The sequence below is a fragment of the Streptomyces sp. NPDC048338 genome (genome assembly GCF_043201055.1).
Classification (GTDB): domain Bacteria; phylum Actinomycetota; class Actinomycetes; order Streptomycetales; family Streptomycetaceae; genus Streptomyces.
Genome location: NZ_JBICYQ010000020.1, coordinates 20,858 through 38,920 on the forward strand (window position 1 = coordinate 20,858; position 18,063 = coordinate 38,920).

An 18,063-nucleotide genomic window follows, 5' to 3' on the forward strand; every position below is an offset into this window, starting at 1 on the left:
CGCGTCGGGTAAGGTAAGGCTTACCTGCTAACGATCGCGATTCGGTGGTCCCGTATGGCCGTCCCCGCTCTGCTGCCCGCTCCCCTCACCTCGCCTGTCGCGGCCTCCTACGCCCGCCTCGGCGAGGTGTTCCCCGGCCTGCGGATAGACGAGCACGACGGGGACGAACGGATGCCGCGCGGCGGCGGCTGGGTCGGCGCCGACGAGCTCGGCGCGGGCGGTGCCGCCCTCGACGCCTTCCTGGCCTGGGACGACGCCCAGGTGCTCCGTGACTACGGCACGCGGGCCCGCCCGGACGTCGTCGCGAGCTTCGGCCTCCACCGCTACGCCTGGCCCGCCTGCCTCCTGGTCACCGTCCCCTGGTTCCTGCACCGCCGGGTGCCGCGCCTGCCCGCCCGCAACGTGGCCTTCCAGCGCGCGCTCGGACGGATGGCCGTGCGCGTCGAGGAGTTCGCCTGCCTGCCCGGCGACCCCGCGGCCGCCCTGCCGGGGGCCCGGGTCGTACCGGACGAGGAGGCTCTGCGCGCCGAGGTGCGCGCCTCGCTCGCCGAGCACTTCGAGGAGATCCTGTCCGGCTTCGGCTCGCGGATGCGCCGTGGACCGCGGGCCCTGTGGGGCATGGCCACGGACGAGATCGTGGAGGGGCTCTGGTACATCGCGACCCTGCTCGGCGAGGAGCCGCGCGGGATGGCGGAGCTGGAGCTGCTCATGCCGGGCACGGCCAAGCCGTACGCCGGCGCGGCGGGCTTCCGCGAGCTCCCCGGCTCCGGCGCCGCCGGGGAGGAGCCGCGGGCGACCCGGGACCGGGCCACGTGCTGCTTCTTCTACACGCTGCGCCCCGAGGACACCTGTCTGACGTGTCCGCGCACCTGCGACGAGGAGCGGGTCCGGCGGCTCGCCGCGACCGCCTGACGGTCAAGCCACCCCGGCGGGTGGCTTGAAATCGAACGCAACTCCCTTCTTCCGGTTGCCCGTTCGACCAGATCGCACCTATTCGCATGCCGTGCGGCCCCGATGGCGTGCTCTTGCCGTGAAACCCCCTGTGCGCCCCGCGGGGTCGGCCAGTATGGGCGGCCGAAAGGCCCTACTGCGATGCAAGGGACACCGCATGAGACTGACCGACATATCGCTGGACTGGCTGCTTCCGGGTGGCGTGATGGTGGCCGGAGTCCTGACGGCGGTGGCGGTGCTCGCGCGCGGCAAGCGCGCCGGTGACCAGGCCGCGGCCGAGGACTCCTGGGAACGGAGCGAAGAACGCCGCAGACGCAAGGAAGCCGTCTACGGGACCGCCTCCTACGTCCTCCTGTTCTGCTGTGCCGCGGTCGCCGCGGCCCTCTCCTTCCACGGACTCGTCGGCTTCGGCCGGCAGAACCTCAACCTCAGCGGGGGCTGGGAGTACCTCGTCCCCTTCGGGCTCGACGGCGCCGCCATGTTCTGCTCGGTGCTCGCGGTCCGCGAGGCCAGCCACGGTGACGCGGCGCTCGGCTCGCGCCTGCTGGTGTGGACCTTCGCGGGCGCGGCCGCCTGGTTCAACTGGGTCCACGCCCCCCGTGGTCTGGGACACGCGGGAGCCCCGCAGTTCTTCGCGGGCATGTCGCTGTCGGCGGCGGTCCTCTTCGACCGCGCCCTCAAGCAGACCCGCCGGGCGGCGCTGCGTGAGCAGGGCCTGGTGCCCCGCCCGTTGCCGCAGATCCGGATCGTGCGGTGGCTGCGCGCTCCCCGGGAGACGTTCGCCGCGTGGTCGCTCATGCTCCTGGAGAACGTGCGGACCCTGGACGAGGCGGTCGACGAGGTGCGCGAGGACCGGCGCGAGAGGCAGCAGAACCGCCTGCGCAGGCGCGATCAGGAGAAGCTCGACCGGGCGCGGATCAAAGCGATCAGCAGGCAGCACCGGGCCTTCGGGCTCGGCCGCGGCGGCGGCCGTCAGGTGGAGGTGGCCGCTCTGGGCTCCGGTTCCGCGACGTCCGCGGGGACGGCCGTCGCGGAGCCCGCCATAGCGGATCCCGGACAGCTGCCGCTTCGCCCCCGGCCCTCCCTCGCGGCCGTGAAGGGCGCTGAGTCCCGGACGGTGGATCTCACCGCCGAGGACGACACCCAGGCGCTGCCCCGGCTCGACTCCCTGGAGCGCAAGCTCAAGGACCTGGAGCAGCAGTTCGGCTGAGGTTCACCCTTCGCGTACCGCCCCGGACGGTGGGGCCGCCTGGTTCAGGCGGCCCCACCGTCCAGTTCGAACCACACCACCTTGCCCACGCCGTGGTCCTCCACCCCCCAGGAGTCGGCCAGCGCCTGGACCAGGACGAGCCCCCTGCCGTGCGTACCGTCGTCGGCGATCGGTACGGACGGTCCGGGGAGCCCGGCCAGTCCGGAGACGTAGTCCCGGACCTCGACCCTGAGTCCGTCGGGAACCACGGTCGCGGTCACCACCGCGCCGTGCTCCGTATGGATCAGCGCGTTGGTCACCAGTTCGCTGGTCAGCAGCTCCGCCACGTCGGAGGCGCCCGGGCCGCCCCATTTCCGCAGCATCGCGCGCAAGGCGTGTCTGACCTCCGGCACCGCCGTGAGATCCGCACCTCCCAGCTTCTTCAGCAGTCGAGTCGGCTGTCCCGGCTCCCCGGCCATAACCCCCACCCACACGTCGGTACCACGTCACGGACTCCCTGCCTCGAACAGGCTCACGGGGATGCATGCCCCGCAGACCCGCCCGCATTCATGCCGGATCGGCACCGAACGGGCGTGTCGGGGCATCTCCGGTCCGCGCGCCGGGGAACGCGGGCGCGAGGCGCCGGCTCAGGGGCAGCCGGAGCGGTAGTCGCCCGAGTCGGTGGAGCAGGTGTCGAAGCCGAGCCCGCCGTACGCGGCGTCGTTGCCGGCGACGCCGTCCCGGGTGTCGAGGGTGTCGTTGCCCGCGTCCCCGTTGAGCCGGTCGTTGCCGCTCTGCCCGAACAGCCGGTCCGCGCCGTTGCCGCCGTTGACCAGGTCGTTGCCGCCACCGCCGTGGACGGTGTCGTTGCCGCCGCCGCCGTTGACGGTGTCGTTGCCGCTCAGCGCGCAGATCACGTCGTTCCCGAAGGTGCCGTTGAGGGTCTCGGTGGCGCTGGTTCCGATGATCGTGCAGCCGCGGGCGTTGTTGACGGTGGTGGCCGCGTTGGCGTTGTTGTTGGCCGGCGCGGGATCGGCCTCGACCGCCGCCGTCGCCACCCAGTCCGTCAGGGTTCCGGTGGCACGCGGTTCGGCCACCACCGTGACGGTGGCGGACGCGCCCGCGGCGAGGTCTCCCAGGCGGCAGTTCATCGTGGTCGGGTTCACGGTGCACGGGCCGCCCTGGCTGGGCGTGGCCGAGAGCAGCGTGCCGGAGCCGCCGGTCAGGGTGTCGGAGATCGAGACGGCGGTCGCGGTCCTCGTGCTGTTGTTGGTGACCCGGATCGTGTACGTGGCCTGGTCGCCGATGCTGACGACGGCGGGACCGGTCTTGGTGACCGACACGTCCACGCTGGGCGGCGGGGGCGTCCCGCTGATCTGGTAGCGGGCCACCGCGTGGTTGTCGCTGCCGTTGCCGGTCATGACGATCTTGCCGTCGGGCTGGAGGGCGACCGCGCGGCCGTCGTCGAAGTTGCCCTCGAAGTCGGTGGTCACCCGGCCGTCGCCGCTGAACCCGGTGTCGAGGGAGCCGTCGGTGTTGTAGCGGGCGAGCGCGAAGTCGGAGTTGGCCGCCCCGGCGACGACGATCCTGCCGTCCGTCTGCACCGCCATGTCGCGGCCGGCCGCGCCGGTGCCGCCGAAGGACGTGGTGACCTTGCCGTCGCCGTCGAAGGCGGGGTCGAGGACGCCGTTCTCGTCGTACCGGGCCACCGCGAACTGGGAGCCGACGCCGCCGCCGCTCGACCCGGCGGCGACGATCTTCCCGCCGGGGTGGAGCGCCACGCTCTCGGCCGAGGTGCCGAACGCGGTCGCCACCTTGCCGCCGTCGCCGAAGGTCACGTCGGCCAGACCTGTCTCCTGGTAGAGCCGTACGAGTCCGAAGCCCGCGGGGCTGGAACCGGCGGCGACGAGCAGGCCGCCGGAATACACCGTCAGGTCCTGGATCGAGGAGCCCCCGCCCGCGAAGGGGAAGACGGCCTTGCCGGAGTTGTCCTCGCCGAAGACGTCCAGGGCACCGGTGGCGGTGAAGGCCGCGACCATGGCGTCGCCGCCGTAGGTGCCGCCCACGAGGATCCGGCCGTCGGTTCCCGAGGTCACGGCGTTGCCCACGGTGGAGACGCTTCCGCCGAGTGCGGTGACGACCTTCCCGTCGCCGTCGAAGGCCGTGTCCAGGGAGCCGTCGGCGAGGTAGCGGGCCACCGCGAGCTGGGCCCGGCTGCCGTCGGGGGTGTCGCTGCGGCCGACCGCGACGATCTTGCCGGCCTGCAGGGTGAGGGCCCGGGCCTCGTCGTTGGTGGCGGCGCCGAAGTCGGTGACGACGATGCCGTCGCCGCCGCCGAAGGTGGTGTCGAGGCTGCCGTCGGCGTTGTAGCGCACCAGCAGGAAGTCGTTGGGCCCGTCGAAGTCGAATCCGTTGCCGAGGGTGAGGATCTTGCCGTCCGGCTGGACGACGACGTCCTGGCTGTCCTCCACGTTGGCCACGTCGGTGACGACCTTGCCGTCGCCGCTGAAGCCGGGATCGAGGTCGCCGGGAGCGGCGGTCGCCGCCCCCGGCAGGCCGAGCACGAGGGTCAGGCCGGCGGCGCTCGCCGCGCCGAGGCGCCCGGCGCGGCGCCGGGGGGAATGCAGGGACATGAGGGCTCGCTCCGTCGGTGGGAACCTGGGGGCCCTCAGCTTTCTGGGACGCCTGCGCCGCCCTGGTCAACGGCGGGTCGCGCTGCGCCCACTGGACGCCGGGGTTCCACTCTCCGGGGTGAAGAACCGTTCAAGCGAGCGAATTCCGTCGTCACGGTCTGGGCAGGTTGCGGAGGTTGGACCGGGCCATCTGGAGCATGCGGCCCACTCCCCCGTCGAGCACGATCTTGCTGGCGGAGAGGGCGAATCCGGTCACCATCTCGGCGCTGATCCTGGGCGGGATCGAGAGCGCGTTGGGATCGGTGACCACGTCGACCAGGGCCGGACCCTTGTGCTTGAACGCGTCCTTCAGCGCGCCCGCGAGCTGCTTGGGCTTCTCGACACGGACCCCGTACGCCCCGGCCGCGCGGGCGATGGCGGCGAAGTCGGGGTTGCGGTTGGTCGTCCCGTACGAAGGGAGTCCGGCCACCAGCATCTCCAACTCGACCATGCTGAGGGCGGAGTTGTTGAAGAGCACGATCTTCACCGGCAGGTCGTACTGGACCAGGGTGAGGAAGTCGCCCATCAGCATGGAGAATCCGCCGTCGCCGGACATCGAGACGACCTGGCGCCCCCGGTCCGTGAACTGCGCGCCGATCGCCTGCGGGAGGGCGTTGGCCATCGAGCCGTGGGAGAAGGAGCCGAGGATGCGACGACGGCCGTTGGGCGAGATGTAGCGGGCGGCCCAGACGTTGCACATGCCGGTGTCGACGGTGAACACGGCGTCGTCGTCGGCGAGTTCGTCGAGGACCGAGGCCACGTACTCGGGGTGGATCGGGACGTGCTTCTCGACCTTGCGGGTGTACGCCTTGACCACGCCTTCGAGGGCGTCCGCGTGCTTCTTCAGCATCTTGTCGAGGAAGCGGCGGTCCGTCTTGGCACGGACCCGGGGCAGCAGACAGCGAAGCGTCTCGCGCACGTCCCCCCAGACGGCCAGGTCGAGCTTGGAGCGCCGGCCGAGGCGCTCGGGCCGGACGTCGACCTGGACGATCCGCACGTCGTCGGGAAGGAAGGCGTTGTACGGGAAGTCCGTGCCGAGCAGGATCAGCAGGTCGCACTCGTGGGTGGCCTCGTACGCGGCGCCGTAGCCGAGCAGTCCGCTCATGCCGACGTCGAAGGGGTTGTCGTACTGGATCCATTCCTTGCCGCGCAGGGCGTGGCCCACCGGCGACTTGACGCGTTCGGCGAACTGCATCACCTCGGGGTGCGCGCCGGCGGTCCCGCTGCCGCAGAACAGCGTCACCCGTTCGGCGTCGTCGATCATCCGGGCCAGGGCCTCGATCTCGGCGTCGCTCGGCCGGACGGTGGGTCGGGAGGTGACGAGTGCCGTCTCGACCGTCTTCTCCGGGGCCGGTTCGGAGGCCACGTCGCCGGGCAGCGCCACGACGCTGACGCCGCTCTGGCCGACGGCGTGCTGGATCGCCGTGTGCAGCAGCCGGGGCATCTGGCGCGGGTTGGAGATCAGCTCGCTGTAGTGGCTGCACTCGCTGAAGAGGCGGTCGGGATGGGTCTCCTGGAAGAAGCCCAGGCCGATCTCGCCGGACGGGATGTGCGAGGCCAGGGCCAGCACCGGGGCCATCGAGCGGTGTGCGTCGTACAGGCCGTTGATGAGGTGCAGGTTCCCCGGGCCGCAGGACCCCGCGCAGGCCGCGAGCCGACCGGTGATCTGGGCTTCGGCCCCCGCGGCGAACGCGGCGACCTCCTCGTGGCGGACCTGGATCCAGTCGATGTCGGGGGTGCGGCGGATGGCGTCGACGACGGGGTTCAGGCTGTCGCCGACGACTCCGTAGAGGCGTCGCACGCCCGCCCGGACGAGGATGTCGACGAACTGTTCAGCGACATTCTGTTTGGCCATGGGTCCATCAACCCATGGGCTGCGCCGTCACGCCTCCCAGACCGCGGCCCCCGTGCGGTCGTCGGCGTAGCCCTTCACCCTCAGCTGGACGTCGGCGAGGAAGGCGGCGAGCCCGGGCGGTTCGGGCGCGGCCCAGCGGGCGGCGAGCTCCTCGGCGAGGGCGGGTTGACCGCGCATCGGCTCGGCGAGGCCGTTCGAGGCGAGCAGCAGTATGTCGCCGGGCCGGGCGACGGAGGCACGGAAGCGGAAGGGTTCGGCGGGCGGCGGCAGCGGGTCCTCGACGAAGGGGCCGGGAGCGGTGGCGATGCCGAGGTCCATGGTGAGCCGGTCGCCTTCCGGCGTCGCCTCCGGGACGTCCGGGGACGGCGAGCCGAAGCCGACGACGGGTGCGCCGGCGAGCGCCGAGGATTCGGGGACGAGCGGCTCGATGTCCTGCCAGGCGCCGTCGCGGAGCCGGAAGAGCCCACCGCGGCCGATGCCGAAGAAGACGCGGGTGCGGCAGTCGGGATCGGCGGACAGGAGCAGGCAGCGCAGGCTCGCGGTGTACTCCTCCGGTGCCACGCCCCGGTCCGCCGCCCGGGCCCGGAGCCGGCCGTAGGTGCGGTCGGTGAGGCGGTGGAGGCCGGACTTGAGGTCTCCGCGGCGACCCGCCCGGATGTCCTCGGCGAGCCGGGAGTGGCTGCGGCCGACGGCCTCGCCGATCCACTGGCAGGCGTCGGCGGCGGCGCGGTGGGCGCCCTCGGCGGCGCGGGCGCCGGCCGCCACGGCCACGAGGACGAGCGCGGACTCGTCGTGGCCGAAGCGGGCGGTGAGCAGGGCGTCGCGGCGGGGTTCGCCGCGATAACGCGCGGAGTCGCCCCGGACGGCGGCGGCCCGCAGGGTGCAGACGCCGTAGCGGGCGCCGTCGAGGACGGTGTCGGAGACGAGGTCGGCCAGCTCGCCGGGGTGGGCCGCGGGCAGCGCGGTGGGCTCCGGCTCGTAGGTGGGCGGGCCGCTTCCGATATGGCCGGTACGGGGCCGGGGGACGGACACCTCGACGGTCGGCTCGGGTGCGGCGGACCCGGGAGGCTCGGGCGAAGGGGGCTCGGGCGCGGGCGCCTCGGGGGTGGCGCTCCAGGGGGCGGGCGCCTCGTAGGGGGGCACCTCGTAGTGCGGCACTTCGAAGGCCGGGATCTCGGAGACCCGGACCTCGCGGATCGGCGCCTCGGTGCGGGGGGCTGCGGCGCCGGGGGTGCCCGGCAGCGGGGCCCGGACCGTGGGCGCCTCGGCCGGCCGGGCCGGCGGCGGCCCGGGGTCGGGCGGGGTGGCGGGGACGGGCGGCGCCGGCGGGCGGGGCGGCTCGGCGGGGACCGTCCGCGGGGCGCCGCCGCTCACGGGCCGGGTCTCCCACGGCGCGCCGTCAGGCGGGGGCGGGGCGGCGGGCGGCGGTTCGGCCCCGTCCGCCGTGGCCAGGGCGGCCGAGTCGAAGCGGTCGTCCAGTGTGTCGCCCGTCGCCGTCGGCCCCGTCTCCGGTACCGACTCGTCGTAGAGCTTGTCCCACCAGTTGTCCCCCTGCTGAGTCATGCCCCTATTGTCCACCGCGCAGCCCGCCCGAAAACGGGACATCCGGAAATGCGCGGGAAGAGGCACGAAAAAGGGTGGTCCGCCGAGCGACCCCACCCCCCACGGGAAGGACGCCCGGCGGACCGGCGTGATCAGCGCACGTCGTAAGCGCGGACCACGGTCTGGGTGACGGAGTTGCCGTGGGCGTCCGTCAGTTCGGCTTTCAGGGTGACCGGCTTGCCGGCCGCGCCCGCGTGGTTCACGGTCGCGGTCCACCGACCGCCCTGCTGCGACACCTCGGCCTGCGTCCAGGTCGTACCGCCGTCGTACGAGTAGGCGAGTCCGACCGAGGTGAGCGCACCGGGCTGGTAGCCCGCGTGACCCGTCACGGTCAGACCGATCCGCTGGCCGTCGTCGGCGGCGAGGGTCTTGAGTCCGTCCTCCGGCAGGTCGTACCGGGGGAAGAGAATCGGGATGCCCTGAGAGTAGACCGTCTCATCGAGCTTGGAGGTGAAATTCCAGACCGAGTTGACGGAGGTGGAGCGCTCCCACACCTTGCTGCCGAGCTTCCTGGTGTTCTGTTCGAGAGTGTACGCGCCTTCTTCGGACGGGACTTCGAAGACCCCGAACGGCCATCCGGACGCGCCGAGTTCCACGCCGTCCTTGCTCAGCCGGAGGTTGCCGATGTCGCCGAACGAGCCGGACTGGGCGTAGTGGCTGCCGTCGCCCCACAGGGCGTCGGCGAAGCCGACGAGGTTGCCCTGCCGCTCGGCGACGAGGACCGGCAGGCCCGCCGCGTCCAGCGGCGCGGTCGGGGCGACGACGCCGTCGTACCAGCGCTCCGTGCGCTTCTCCCCCGCCCGGTAGGCGTGCCTGGCCCCCATCATGAACTCGCCGAACGGGAAGCTGGAGGACAGCACCTGCTCCCACCGGGTGTCCCCGGCGGAGTAGAACTCCGTACGCGTGCCGGGCGCGGGCACGGTCTCCACCGCGCCGAAGAAGACCCCGGTGCCGTTGGGCCGGTAGGCCGCCGGGCTGTCCACGAAGTCGGTGGCGACGCCCATGGAGCCGTACGTGGACTCGGTGCGGCCCAACTGCCCGTCACGGACCCGGTAGTTCCTGTCGTCGCGGATCGAACCGGTCTCCTGGAACGCCAGGTTGTAGAGGTAGGGGCTCTTCGCCGTGGCCTTCCAGGACAGCGTGACCTCCCCGGCGGCCAGCCGGGCGAGCAGCGCCGCGCCTTCCGCCGAGCTCACGGCGAGGGCCGGCAGGCCGGCTCCGGTGAAGCCCGCGGCCGGGTACCAGCGGGCCGGTGAGGCGCGGTGGGCGAGGACCGCCACGGCTCCGGCCGCCTTGGCGTTGCGGGCCACGGTGAGCACGTTCGTGGCGGTGTCCGGGAGGCGGACCAGGGCGATCCGGCCCTGGACGCCCGCGGCCCTCAGCTCGTCGGGGGTGCCGGCGCCCGCGTCGACCAGCCGGGCGGAACCGGTGCCGTCGAGGTTGTCGGAGCCGGTGGAGGCGGTGACCGGGTGCAGGACCGTGCCGTCGTCCGTCCGGAGCTCGGAGATCAGCGGGGCGGCCGAGCGCCAGTAGCTTCCGAACTCGAACTCGCCCTCGTCCGCGCGCCCTTCGACCGAGGCGTAGTAGCCGAGGATGCTGCGGGGGCCGCCGGCCGTTCCCGAGTGCAGCCAGGTGTCGTCCCAGGAGCGGGCGAAGGCCAGAGTGGTGCCGCGCGACTCACCGGGCTGGTCCGTCCTCACCGACAGCCGGTGCGCCCGGCGGGCGTCGAGGACGACGGTGGTGTCCTTCCTCAGCTCCAGCTGGGGGCGGGCCAGGTAGCTGAGCGAGTCGTTCAGCGTGGCGCCCTCGCCCGCGTCGGGCGTGGTGACGAAGGAGGACAGGAAGTAGCTGCCCGGGCGGACCCGGAAGACCTGGTCGGTGGCGCCCTCGTTGAAGCGGCGCTCACCGCTCGCGTCGTCGGTGCCGATGACGTCGAGCGAGGACGCGCCGCCGGCCGGCCTGCCCTGACGGTCGATCAGCTTGACCCGCAGGGTGACGGTCTCGGGCTCGACGTACAGCGAGAACGGGGTCGAGACGTGGACGCCGCCGGGGGCGGTGGCCACGATCCGTCCGGTGACGTCGCCGTACTGGGCGCGCTCCAGGCGGGCGGCCGGATCGAGGTCCAGGGGGACCTCGGCGGTGGCGCCGGCCGGGACGGTGACCGTGCGGTGCCCGAGCCGGGCGATCGGGCCGGTGACGCGCGAGCCGTCGTTGCCGGTGACCTTCTCCACGGCGAGCGCGAGGGTGACCGGGCGGTCGGAGACGTTGGTGTACGGGACGGAGACCGTGGTCCGGTCGCTCCGGTGCTGCGGCCAGGCGAAGGTGCCGCCCTGGACGGCGCCGGCGCCCAGGACCGTCTGGCCGACGGCGGCCCGGACGTCGAGCCGGCCGCCGCCGACCTCGCGGACGTCGCCGGGGACGGCGCTCTCGGCCGAGGAGACGAGCGCGGCCTTGATCTGCCGGGCGGTCCAGTCGGGGTGGCGCTGCTTGACGATCGCGGCGGCGCCCGCGACGTGCGGGGTGGCCATCGACGTACCGGACATGGACCGGTAGGCGTAGACGCCCCGGCCGCCCGCCGAGGCCGCGGATATCGCGACACCGGGGGCGGCGATCTCCGGCTTCAGGGTGTGCTGGACGGTCGTCGGGCCGCGGCTGGAGAAGTACGCCGTGGAGTCGTCGCGGTCGGTGGCGCCGACGGTCAGCACGTCGGGGGCGCAGCCGGGCGAGGAGACGGTGTTCAGGGTGGGGCCGGTGTTGCCGGCCGCGACGACGAACAGCGTGCCCTCGCTCTGCGCGAGTTCCTGTGCGGCGACGCTCATCGGGTCGGTGCAGTCGGTCGGTTCGGGGCTGCCGAGGCTCATGGAGACGACGTCGGCGCCCTGGGCGACGGCCCACTCCATGCCGGCGATGATCCACGAGGCGGCACCGGAGCCGGAGTCGTTGAGGACCTTGCCGTTGAGGAGGTCCGCGCCGGGGGCGACGCCCTTCTTCTTCCTGTCGCTCGCGGCGCCGGAACCGCCGGCGGTGGAGAGGGTGTGGGTGCCGTGGCCCTGGCGGTCGCCGGTGTCAGGGGAGTCGGTGAAGTTCTCCGCGGCGGCGATCCGGCCCTTGAGGTCGGGGTGTTCGGCGTCGGCGCCGGTGTCGAGGACGGCGATCCTGGTGCCCTTGCCGTCGAAACCGGCGGCCCATGCCTCGGGGGCGTGGACCTGCTTCGTCGAGCGCTCCAGGGTCGCCTCGACCTTGCGGTCGAGCCAGAGCTTCCTCGGTCCGGCGGCGGAGCGCCCGGCGGGGGCTCCGGCGACGTCCGCCCAGAAGGCGGTGGCCTGCTTCTTGTCGGCGCGCAGGGCGACGCCGTCGACCGACTTCAGGACCTGGCCGCGGGTGGCGCCGCGCGGGGCGGCGGGCACGGACCGGGCGAGGTCGGAGCCGTAGACGGCGATGAGCGGCAGGGTCGCGCTGCCGGCGTCGTCGTAGCCCTGCCGGATCAGGCCGGTGACGTTGAAGAGCTCCTGGTCGACGCGGCCCGCGGCGAGCGCGGCGGTCGCGGCCTCGGGGTAGACGTACAGGTCCGGGCCCGCGCGCCGGGTCTGGACGAAGGGCACGGTCCCGTCCTCGCGCGGCAGCGCGGCGGCGGCCGGGTTGCCGGCGTCGTCCCGCGTGACCAGGACCCGGTCGCCGGTCACCAGCGTGACCGTGGCGGGTCGCTCGCCGGTGCGGGCGGCGGCCTCGCCACCCACCAGCGGCCGGCCCGCGGCCGGGTCGTCCTGCGGCGCGGCGGCCACGGACGGCGCGACCGCGGTGACGGCCAGGACGGCGGCGGTCGCCGCCCCCAGGGCCGTACGCGAAATCGGGCGCATCGCTCTCCCCATCTGAATCCGGCACGAGGCGGGCAAACACGCCGTGTGCGGAGGCTGTTGGTGCTGCGGTGGCGCCACATTGGCAGAGGTGAGGGTGGTGCAGGGATGATGGGCGCGGCGGGAATGCGCCGTGGCCGATTCCCGCCAGGCACAAACGGAACGAATGCGTCCGACGAACGTCCGGGGATGTCCCGGGACGTCCGGGACGTCCGGTGAGGGGTGGGGACAGCGATGCTCGGAGCGATAGGCCTCGACGAACGGCAGGAGTCCGCGTACCGCGCGCTGGTCGCGCTGGGCGCGGCCGAGGTCACGGACCTGGCACACCGGCTGGCACTGCCGGAGTCGGACACCGAGCGGGCGCTGCGAAGACTGGAGTCCCAGGGCCTGGCCGCGCAGTCCTCGGCACGCACCGGCCGGTGGGTCGCCGCTCCGCCGGGGGTCGCGCTGGGCGCGCTGCTGACGCAGCAGCGGCACGAGCTGGAACAGGCGGAGCTGGCGGCGGCGCTGCTCGCCGAGGAGTACCGGGCGGAAGCGAGCGAGCCGGCCGTCCACGACCTCGTCGAGGTGGTGACCGGAGCGAGCGCGGTCACCCACCGCTTCCTCCAGCTCCAGCTGGGCGCGACCGAGGAGGTCTGCGCGCTGGTGACCGGGAAGCCGATCGCCGTGAGCGGCATGGAGAACGACGCCGAGGAACTGGCGGCGGAGCGCGGCGTGGCCTACCGGGTGGTCGTCGAGCGGGAGGTCCTCACCCTGCCGTCGGGCATCGTCGAGCTGTCGGCGGCGCTCGGCCGCGAGGAGCTGATCCGGGTCGTCGACCGGGTGCCCACCAAGCTGGTGGTCGCCGACCGGACCCTGGCGATGGTGCCGCTGACCGGCCGTGGGGCGGAACCGGCTGCGCTGGTGGTCCACGCGAGCGGGCTCCTGGAGTCCCTGATGGGCCTCTTCGAGTCCGTCTGGCGCGAGGCGCTGCCCCTGCGGCTGGGCGCGGGCGCGCACGTGGCGGAGTCGGAGGTCCCGGGCCCGGACGCGACGGACCTGGAGGTCCTGTCCCTGCTGCTCGCGGGCATGACGGACGCCAGCGTGGCCAAGCAGCTGGACCTGGGCCTGCGCACGGTCCAGCGCCGGGTGAAGGGCCTGATGGAGCTGACGGGGGTGACGACGCGGCTCCAGCTGGGCTGGCACGCGTACGAGAAGGGCTGGGTGGCCCGGACGTAGGACGGCTGCCCCGGGCGGCGGTCCCCGAGGGCTCCGGGCCGCGTTCTCCGCGGGCTCCGGGGCGGCGTTCTCCGCGGGCTCCGGGCGGCTGCTGCTGCGGGGCCTCCGGAAGGGTGCGGGGCGGACCTCGGGGCGGGGATCCGACACACACCCCGGCGGGCGCCGCGACCTGCGAGGACGCCGCCGGTCCGGCACGCTGGGCAGATGGGTGTGTGGCAGCTGTTGCTGGTCGCGATGGTCATGCTGCTCGGCCTGTTCGGGGTCCTCGCTCCCGGCGTGCCGGGGCCGTGGCTCGTATGGGCCGCGATGCTCTGGTGGGCGCTGCACGAGCGGACCGGACTCGCGTGGATCCTGCTGGTCTCCTCGACCGCTCTGCTCCTGCTCACCCAGGTGGTCGTATGGCAGCTGCCCCCGCGCCGGATCCGCGGGCTGGGCATCACCCGGCGGATGGTCACGTACGCGGGCCTGGGGGCGCTGTTCGGCTTCGTGCTGATCCCCGTGATCGGCGCGATCCCCGGCTTCGTCGGGGGCATCTACCTCTGCGAACGCCTCCGCCTCGGCGGCCACGGCCAGGCCAGGGCCTCCACCCGGACGGTGATGCGCGCGGTGGGGACCAGCGTGCTCGTGGAGCTGTTCGCCTGCCTGCTGATCGTCGGCGCCTGGGCGGGCGCCGTCCTCTGGGGCTGACGCCCCGGCCGGTCCCCGCGGGGGTGTCCGGACAGGACCCAGGGGGTGTCTTGTCGATCAGGCCGGATCAGCGAGCGGCGTCCTGGGGCTTCGGATCCAAGGCGGAGGTGGGGGTCCCTCCCACGCCGAAGGCTGTGGGGGCGGAGACAACGCGGAGCGTTGGCGACTGACGACAACGCCGGAGACGGAGTCGCAGGACACCGCGAGCCCGGCAAGATCGGCAAGACAGGACCTAGGTCCACCGTCCTGGGGCAGGATCGGTCCGGACGCCGATGCCGTGGCCGGGTCCGCGCGGGACGCTGGTTCCATGAGGGATTTCGAGGGATTCAGCGATGCGGAGCGCGCCTATCTCGGCACCCAGCGTCTCGGCCGGATGGCCACCGTCGACGGCCAGGGCCGGCCGCAGGCCAACCCGGTCGGGTTCTTCCCGCAGGAGGACGGCACGGTGCTCGTCGGGGGCATGGCCATGGGCAAGTCGAAGAAGTGGCGCAACCTCCAGGGAAACCCGCAGGTCGCCCTGGTGGTCGACGACCTGGCGAGCGTCCGGCCGTGGCGGGTGCGCGGGGTGGAGATCCGGGGCGAGGCCGAACTGCTCGTCGGGCCGCACGAACTCGGGCCCCACTTCAGCGAGGAGGTCATCCGGATCCACCCGCTACGGGTCCACAGCTGGGGCCTGACGGCCCCTACGGAAGATCGATCTGGTACTTGACGAAGCCGGTGTCCCGGGCGACCCGGTCGTAGAGGCGCCGCGCGGTGGCGTTGGACGCCTGGGTGTTCCAGTAGACGCGGCCGCAGCCCTGCGTCCGGGCCCAGTCGGTGACCGCGGCGATCAGGGCCCGGGCCACCCCCCGGCCCCGCGACTCGGGCTCGGTGAACAGGTCCTGGAGGTAGCAGACGTCCGGGCCCGAGGTACTGGGGTGCACGAAGAAGTGGGTGAGTCCGACGACGCGTCCGTCGACCCTCGCGGCCAGGGCGTGCAGCCGGCTGCCGTCCTGGAACTCCCGCCAGGCCCGCTCGTACGTCGCGTCGGGTTCGCTGCGGCCGTAGAAGTCGATGTACGCGCGGAAGAGCCGTTCCCAGGCGTCGCGGTCCTCGGGTCGGAACCGGTCGGTCGTGATCATGACCGCAATGGTGCCAGGTCCGCCGCCGGCACCGCGTCCAGGTAGCGCAGGGCGTACGAGCGCCAGGGCCGCCAGGCCGCGGCGTCCCGACCGCCCTCGGGGGCCACGTCGGGGTCGCCCAGTGCCCGCATCCGGACGAGGCCCGCGACGGCGGCGCTCACGCCGGGGACGGCGAGCAGCGCCCGTTCGGCCTCGTCCCGGTCCGCACCGGGGTCGAGGCGTACGGTCCCGTCGGCGAGCGCGGCGGCCAGGGGACCGGCCTCGGGGTGCGCGACGAGGTCCGCCGGGGCGGGGAACAGGTGGGTGAGGCTGCCGCAGACCGCGTCGAGCGCGGTGCCGTGCGTCCGTACGAGCAGCGCGGCTTCCGCCGGGCCCAGAAGGGTCCGCAGCGCGAACTCCTCGGGGTCGGCCGCGCCCGGCGAGCGGACGCCGGGACGTGCGGCGACCCGCTCGGCCAGGTCCGGGTCGGCGCCGAGGCGCTCGGCGACCGCGTAGGGGTCGGCGTCCAGGTCGAGGAGGCGGCGCAGCCGCTGGACGGCGGTGGTCAGGTCGCGCAGGTCGGTGAGATGGATCCGGGCCTCCAGCCAGGGTCCGCCGCGGCGCTCGTCGACGGACACGATGCCGGTGCCGTACGGCAGGCGCAGGGTGCGCCGGTAGGTGCGGGCACCGGTCTCGCCGAGCACCTCCTCGACGTGGGGCAGGGCCTCGGCGGCGAGCAGGTCGAAGACCTCGCGGGCGGCGTACGGGCCCCGGTACGCGAGCCGCAGCGGCACCCCGGCGGCGAGCGCGGTGCGCGGCCCGGCGCCGGTGCCGGACTCGGCGCGCAGGTCGGAGGGGGTGCGGGCGTAGATGCGGCGGATCGTGTCGTTGAACTGGCGCACGCTGGCGAAGCCGGACGCGAAGGCGATCTCGGTGACCGGCAGGCCCGTGGTCTGGAGCAGGAGGCGGGCGGTGTGGGCCCGCTGCGCCCGGGCGAGGGCGACGGGGCCGGCGCCGAGTTCGGCGGTGAGCTGGCGTTGGACCTGCCGCGCGCTGTATCCCAGCCGGCCGGCAAGTCCGGGGACGCCCTCGCGGTCGACGACGCCGTCGCCGATCATCCGCATGGCGCGTCCCACGACGTCGGCGCGGACGTTCCACTCGGCGGACCCGGGCACGGCGTCGGGCCGGCATCGCCGGCAGGCCCGGAAGCCGTGCCCCTGGGCGGCGGCGGCCGTCGGGAAGAACGTGACGTTCTTGCGCTTCGGCGTGACCGCCGGGCAGCTGGGCCGGCAGTAGATCCCCGTCGTCTCGACGGCGAAGAAGAACGCGCCGTCGAACCGCGCGTCCCTGCTGCTGACCGCCTCGTACCTGCTGTCCTCGTCCATCACAGGTCCCAGTGTGCGCGCCCGCGGGGGATGCGACCGGCGGTTTTCGGACGTGACGCCGGGGTGGCCCGGCGTGGGGGCGGGGTGGGGGCGGGGCCGAGGGGGGCGGAACGGGGGCGGGCGTCCCGCCTCCGGTACCGCCCGCTCCTCCAGCCCGCTCCCCCGCTCCCCCTGCCCGCCGTCCCTTCCCGTCCCGTCAGCGGATCCGGCCCCGCTTCGCCTCCATGGCCGCACGGCCCGCCGCGCCCTTGCGCTTCCAGTCCTTCAGGATCTCGGCGCGGACGCGGGCGTCCGTCTTGGCGACGATGCGCTGGTTCTCGCGCAGCAGTTTGCGGTAGCTCTCCAGCCGGCGGACCGGCAGCGCGCCGTCCTCGACGGCGGCCGTCACCGCGCAACCCGGCTCCGACTCGTGGACGCAGTCGTGGAAGCGGCAGTCGGCGGCCAAACCCTCGATCTCCGAGAAGACCTGGCCGACACCGGACTCGGCGTCCCACAGACCCACGCCCCGCAGTCCCGGGGTGTCGATGAGGACACCGCCCCCGGGCAGCAGGAGCAGGTTGCGGGTGGTCGTGGTGTGGCGGCCCTTGCCGTCCACGTCACGGGCGGCCTGGACGGTCATCACGTCCTCGCCGAGGAGGGTGTTGGCGAGCGTCGACTTGCCGGCGCCGGACGCGCCGAGCAGCACGCTCGTCCCGCCGGACACGACGGCGGAGAGCACGTCGACACCCTCACCGGTCGCGGAGCTGACGGGCAGCACCTGCACCCCCGGCGCCGTCGTCTCCACGTCCTCGACGAGGTACGAGAGCCCCGTCGGGTCGGGGACCAGGTCGGCCTTGCTGAGGACGACCAGCGGCTGGGCGCCCGACTCCCACGCCAGGGCGAGGAAGCGTTCGATACGGCCGAGGTCCAGCTCGACGGCGAGCGAGACCGTGATGATCGCGTGGTCCACGTTCGCGGCGAGGATCTGGCCCTCGGACCGCTTCGAGGAGGTGGACCGCGCGAAGGCGGTCCGGCGCGGCAGCAGCGTCCGTACGTACCGGGGGTTGCCGCCGACGGGTTCGACCGCCGCCCAGTCACCGGTGCAGACGACCTTGAGCGGGTCGTGCGGCGTCACGAAGGCGGTGTCGGCCCTGATGAGGCCGTCGGCGGTGACGAGGTCGCACTGCCCGCGGTCGACGCGGACGACGCGGCCGGGCAGCAGTCCCTGCTCGGCGTAGGGGGCGAACTCCGCCTCCCAGCCCGCGTCCCAGCCGTAGGGAGCCAGGGCGTGCGAGGGCGAAGCCTGAAGAGAAGTGGAAGCCTCGGAAGAGGAGAAAGACAAGGGGAACCCTTCGAAGGGTGGCCCCGGCACGCGCCGTACGGCGCGGAAAGTGGGAAGGTCAGCCGGCGACCACGGAGGTGGGGTGGATGAAGAGCGGGAAGCGGGCAGCGCCCGTCGCGACAACAGCCATCGGTCACACCTCCTGAATCACACGACTACACAGGTGCCGCATCGGCACCCGGCGAACTCCGCAGATCGTAATCAGGCCCGCGGGCCGTCCGCCACCTCT

General features: G+C 73.6%; 13 protein-coding genes. 5 read left to right on the top strand and 8 right to left on the bottom strand.

Going from position 1 to position 18,063, the window contains the following annotated elements; all coding sequences use genetic code 11:
- Positions 1–54 precede the first annotated feature (54 nt).
- Together ACGFZF_RS35265 and ACGFZF_RS35270 are read left to right on the top strand one after the other, a co-directional pair.
- Entirely contained in the window at positions 55–912 is an 858-nt protein-coding gene (locus ACGFZF_RS35265; RefSeq protein ID WP_393561049.1) for a (2Fe-2S)-binding protein, read from the top strand.
- A gap of 196 nt (positions 913–1,108) precedes the next feature.
- Positions 1,109–2,161 carry a DUF2637 domain-containing protein gene (locus ACGFZF_RS35270; protein WP_393561051.1) on the top strand — a complete coding sequence of 351 codons (1,053 nt, stop codon included), beginning with the start codon at positions 1,109–1,111 and terminating at the stop codon, positions 2,159–2,161.
- Positions 2,162–2,205: 44 nt separating this feature from the next.
- Here the strand turns inward: ACGFZF_RS35270 and ACGFZF_RS35275 are convergent, their stop codons facing one another.
- The 5 genes from ACGFZF_RS35275 to ACGFZF_RS35295 all read right to left on the bottom strand — a co-directional run bounded on the left by ACGFZF_RS35275 (position 2,206) and on the right by ACGFZF_RS35295 (position 12,126).
- Positions 2,206–2,619 carry an ATP-binding protein gene (locus ACGFZF_RS35275; protein WP_393561053.1) on the bottom strand — a complete coding sequence of 138 codons (414 nt, stop codon included), beginning with the start codon at positions 2,617–2,619 and terminating at the stop codon, positions 2,206–2,208.
- Between the two features lie 168 nt (positions 2,620–2,787).
- The gene (locus ACGFZF_RS35280) at positions 2,788–4,773 is read right to left on the bottom strand and encodes a calcium-binding protein (protein ID WP_393561055.1); all 1,986 of its coding nucleotides are present in this window, start codon (positions 4,771–4,773) and stop codon (positions 2,788–2,790) included.
- Positions 4,774–4,924: 151 nt separating this feature from the next.
- Complete coding sequence (locus tag ACGFZF_RS35285) at positions 4,925–6,667, bottom strand: pyruvate dehydrogenase (protein ID WP_393561057.1); 1,743 nt, start codon at positions 6,665–6,667, stop codon at positions 4,925–4,927.
- Positions 6,668–6,694: 27 nt separating this feature from the next.
- Complete coding sequence (locus tag ACGFZF_RS35290; protein ID WP_393561059.1) at positions 6,695–8,230, bottom strand: protein phosphatase 2C domain-containing protein; 1,536 nt, start codon at positions 8,228–8,230, stop codon at positions 6,695–6,697.
- A gap of 131 nt (positions 8,231–8,361) precedes the next feature.
- On the bottom strand, positions 8,362–12,126 hold the full coding sequence (locus tag ACGFZF_RS35295; RefSeq protein WP_393561061.1) for a S8 family serine peptidase: 3,765 nt from the start codon (positions 12,124–12,126) through the stop codon (positions 8,362–8,364).
- 231 nt (positions 12,127–12,357) lie between these two features.
- On the opposite strand from ACGFZF_RS35295, the gene ACGFZF_RS35300 reads away from it, so the two are divergent.
- The 3 genes from ACGFZF_RS35300 (at position 12,358) to ACGFZF_RS35310 (ending at position 14,737) form a co-directional block, all read left to right on the top strand.
- The gene (locus ACGFZF_RS35300; RefSeq protein ID WP_393561063.1) at positions 12,358–13,341 is read left to right on the top strand and encodes a helix-turn-helix domain-containing protein; all 984 of its coding nucleotides are present in this window, start codon (positions 12,358–12,360) and stop codon (positions 13,339–13,341) included.
- Positions 13,342–13,545: 204 nt separating this feature from the next.
- Positions 13,546–14,028 (top strand): DUF456 domain-containing protein, encoded by a 483-nt coding sequence (locus ACGFZF_RS35305; protein WP_147980485.1) that lies wholly within the window; start codon positions 13,546–13,548, stop codon positions 14,026–14,028.
- A gap of 307 nt (positions 14,029–14,335) precedes the next feature.
- Positions 14,336–14,737, top strand: coding sequence for a PPOX class F420-dependent oxidoreductase (locus tag ACGFZF_RS35310; protein ID WP_393561066.1), 402 nt, complete (start codon positions 14,336–14,338; stop codon positions 14,735–14,737).
- Here ACGFZF_RS35310 and ACGFZF_RS35315 read toward each other — a convergent pair.
- From ACGFZF_RS35315 to rsgA, 3 genes are all read right to left on the bottom strand, one after another.
- The gene (locus ACGFZF_RS35315) at positions 14,712–15,149 is read right to left on the bottom strand and encodes a GNAT family N-acetyltransferase (protein ID WP_393561068.1); all 438 of its coding nucleotides are present in this window, start codon (positions 15,147–15,149) and stop codon (positions 14,712–14,714) included. The genes ACGFZF_RS35310 and ACGFZF_RS35315 overlap by 26 nt on opposite strands.
- The gene (locus tag ACGFZF_RS35320; protein WP_393561069.1) at positions 15,146–16,513 is read right to left on the bottom strand and encodes a bifunctional transcriptional activator/DNA repair enzyme AdaA; all 1,368 of its coding nucleotides are present in this window, start codon (positions 16,511–16,513) and stop codon (positions 15,146–15,148) included. Before ACGFZF_RS35320 ends, ACGFZF_RS35315 begins: the two co-directional genes overlap by 4 nt.
- A 196-nt stretch (positions 16,514–16,709) precedes the next feature.
- Positions 16,710–17,834, bottom strand: a complete 1,125-nt coding sequence (rsgA, locus tag ACGFZF_RS35325; protein ID WP_393561071.1) for a ribosome small subunit-dependent GTPase A — start codon at positions 17,832–17,834, stop codon at positions 16,710–16,712.
- Positions 17,835–18,063: the final 229 nt, after the last annotated feature.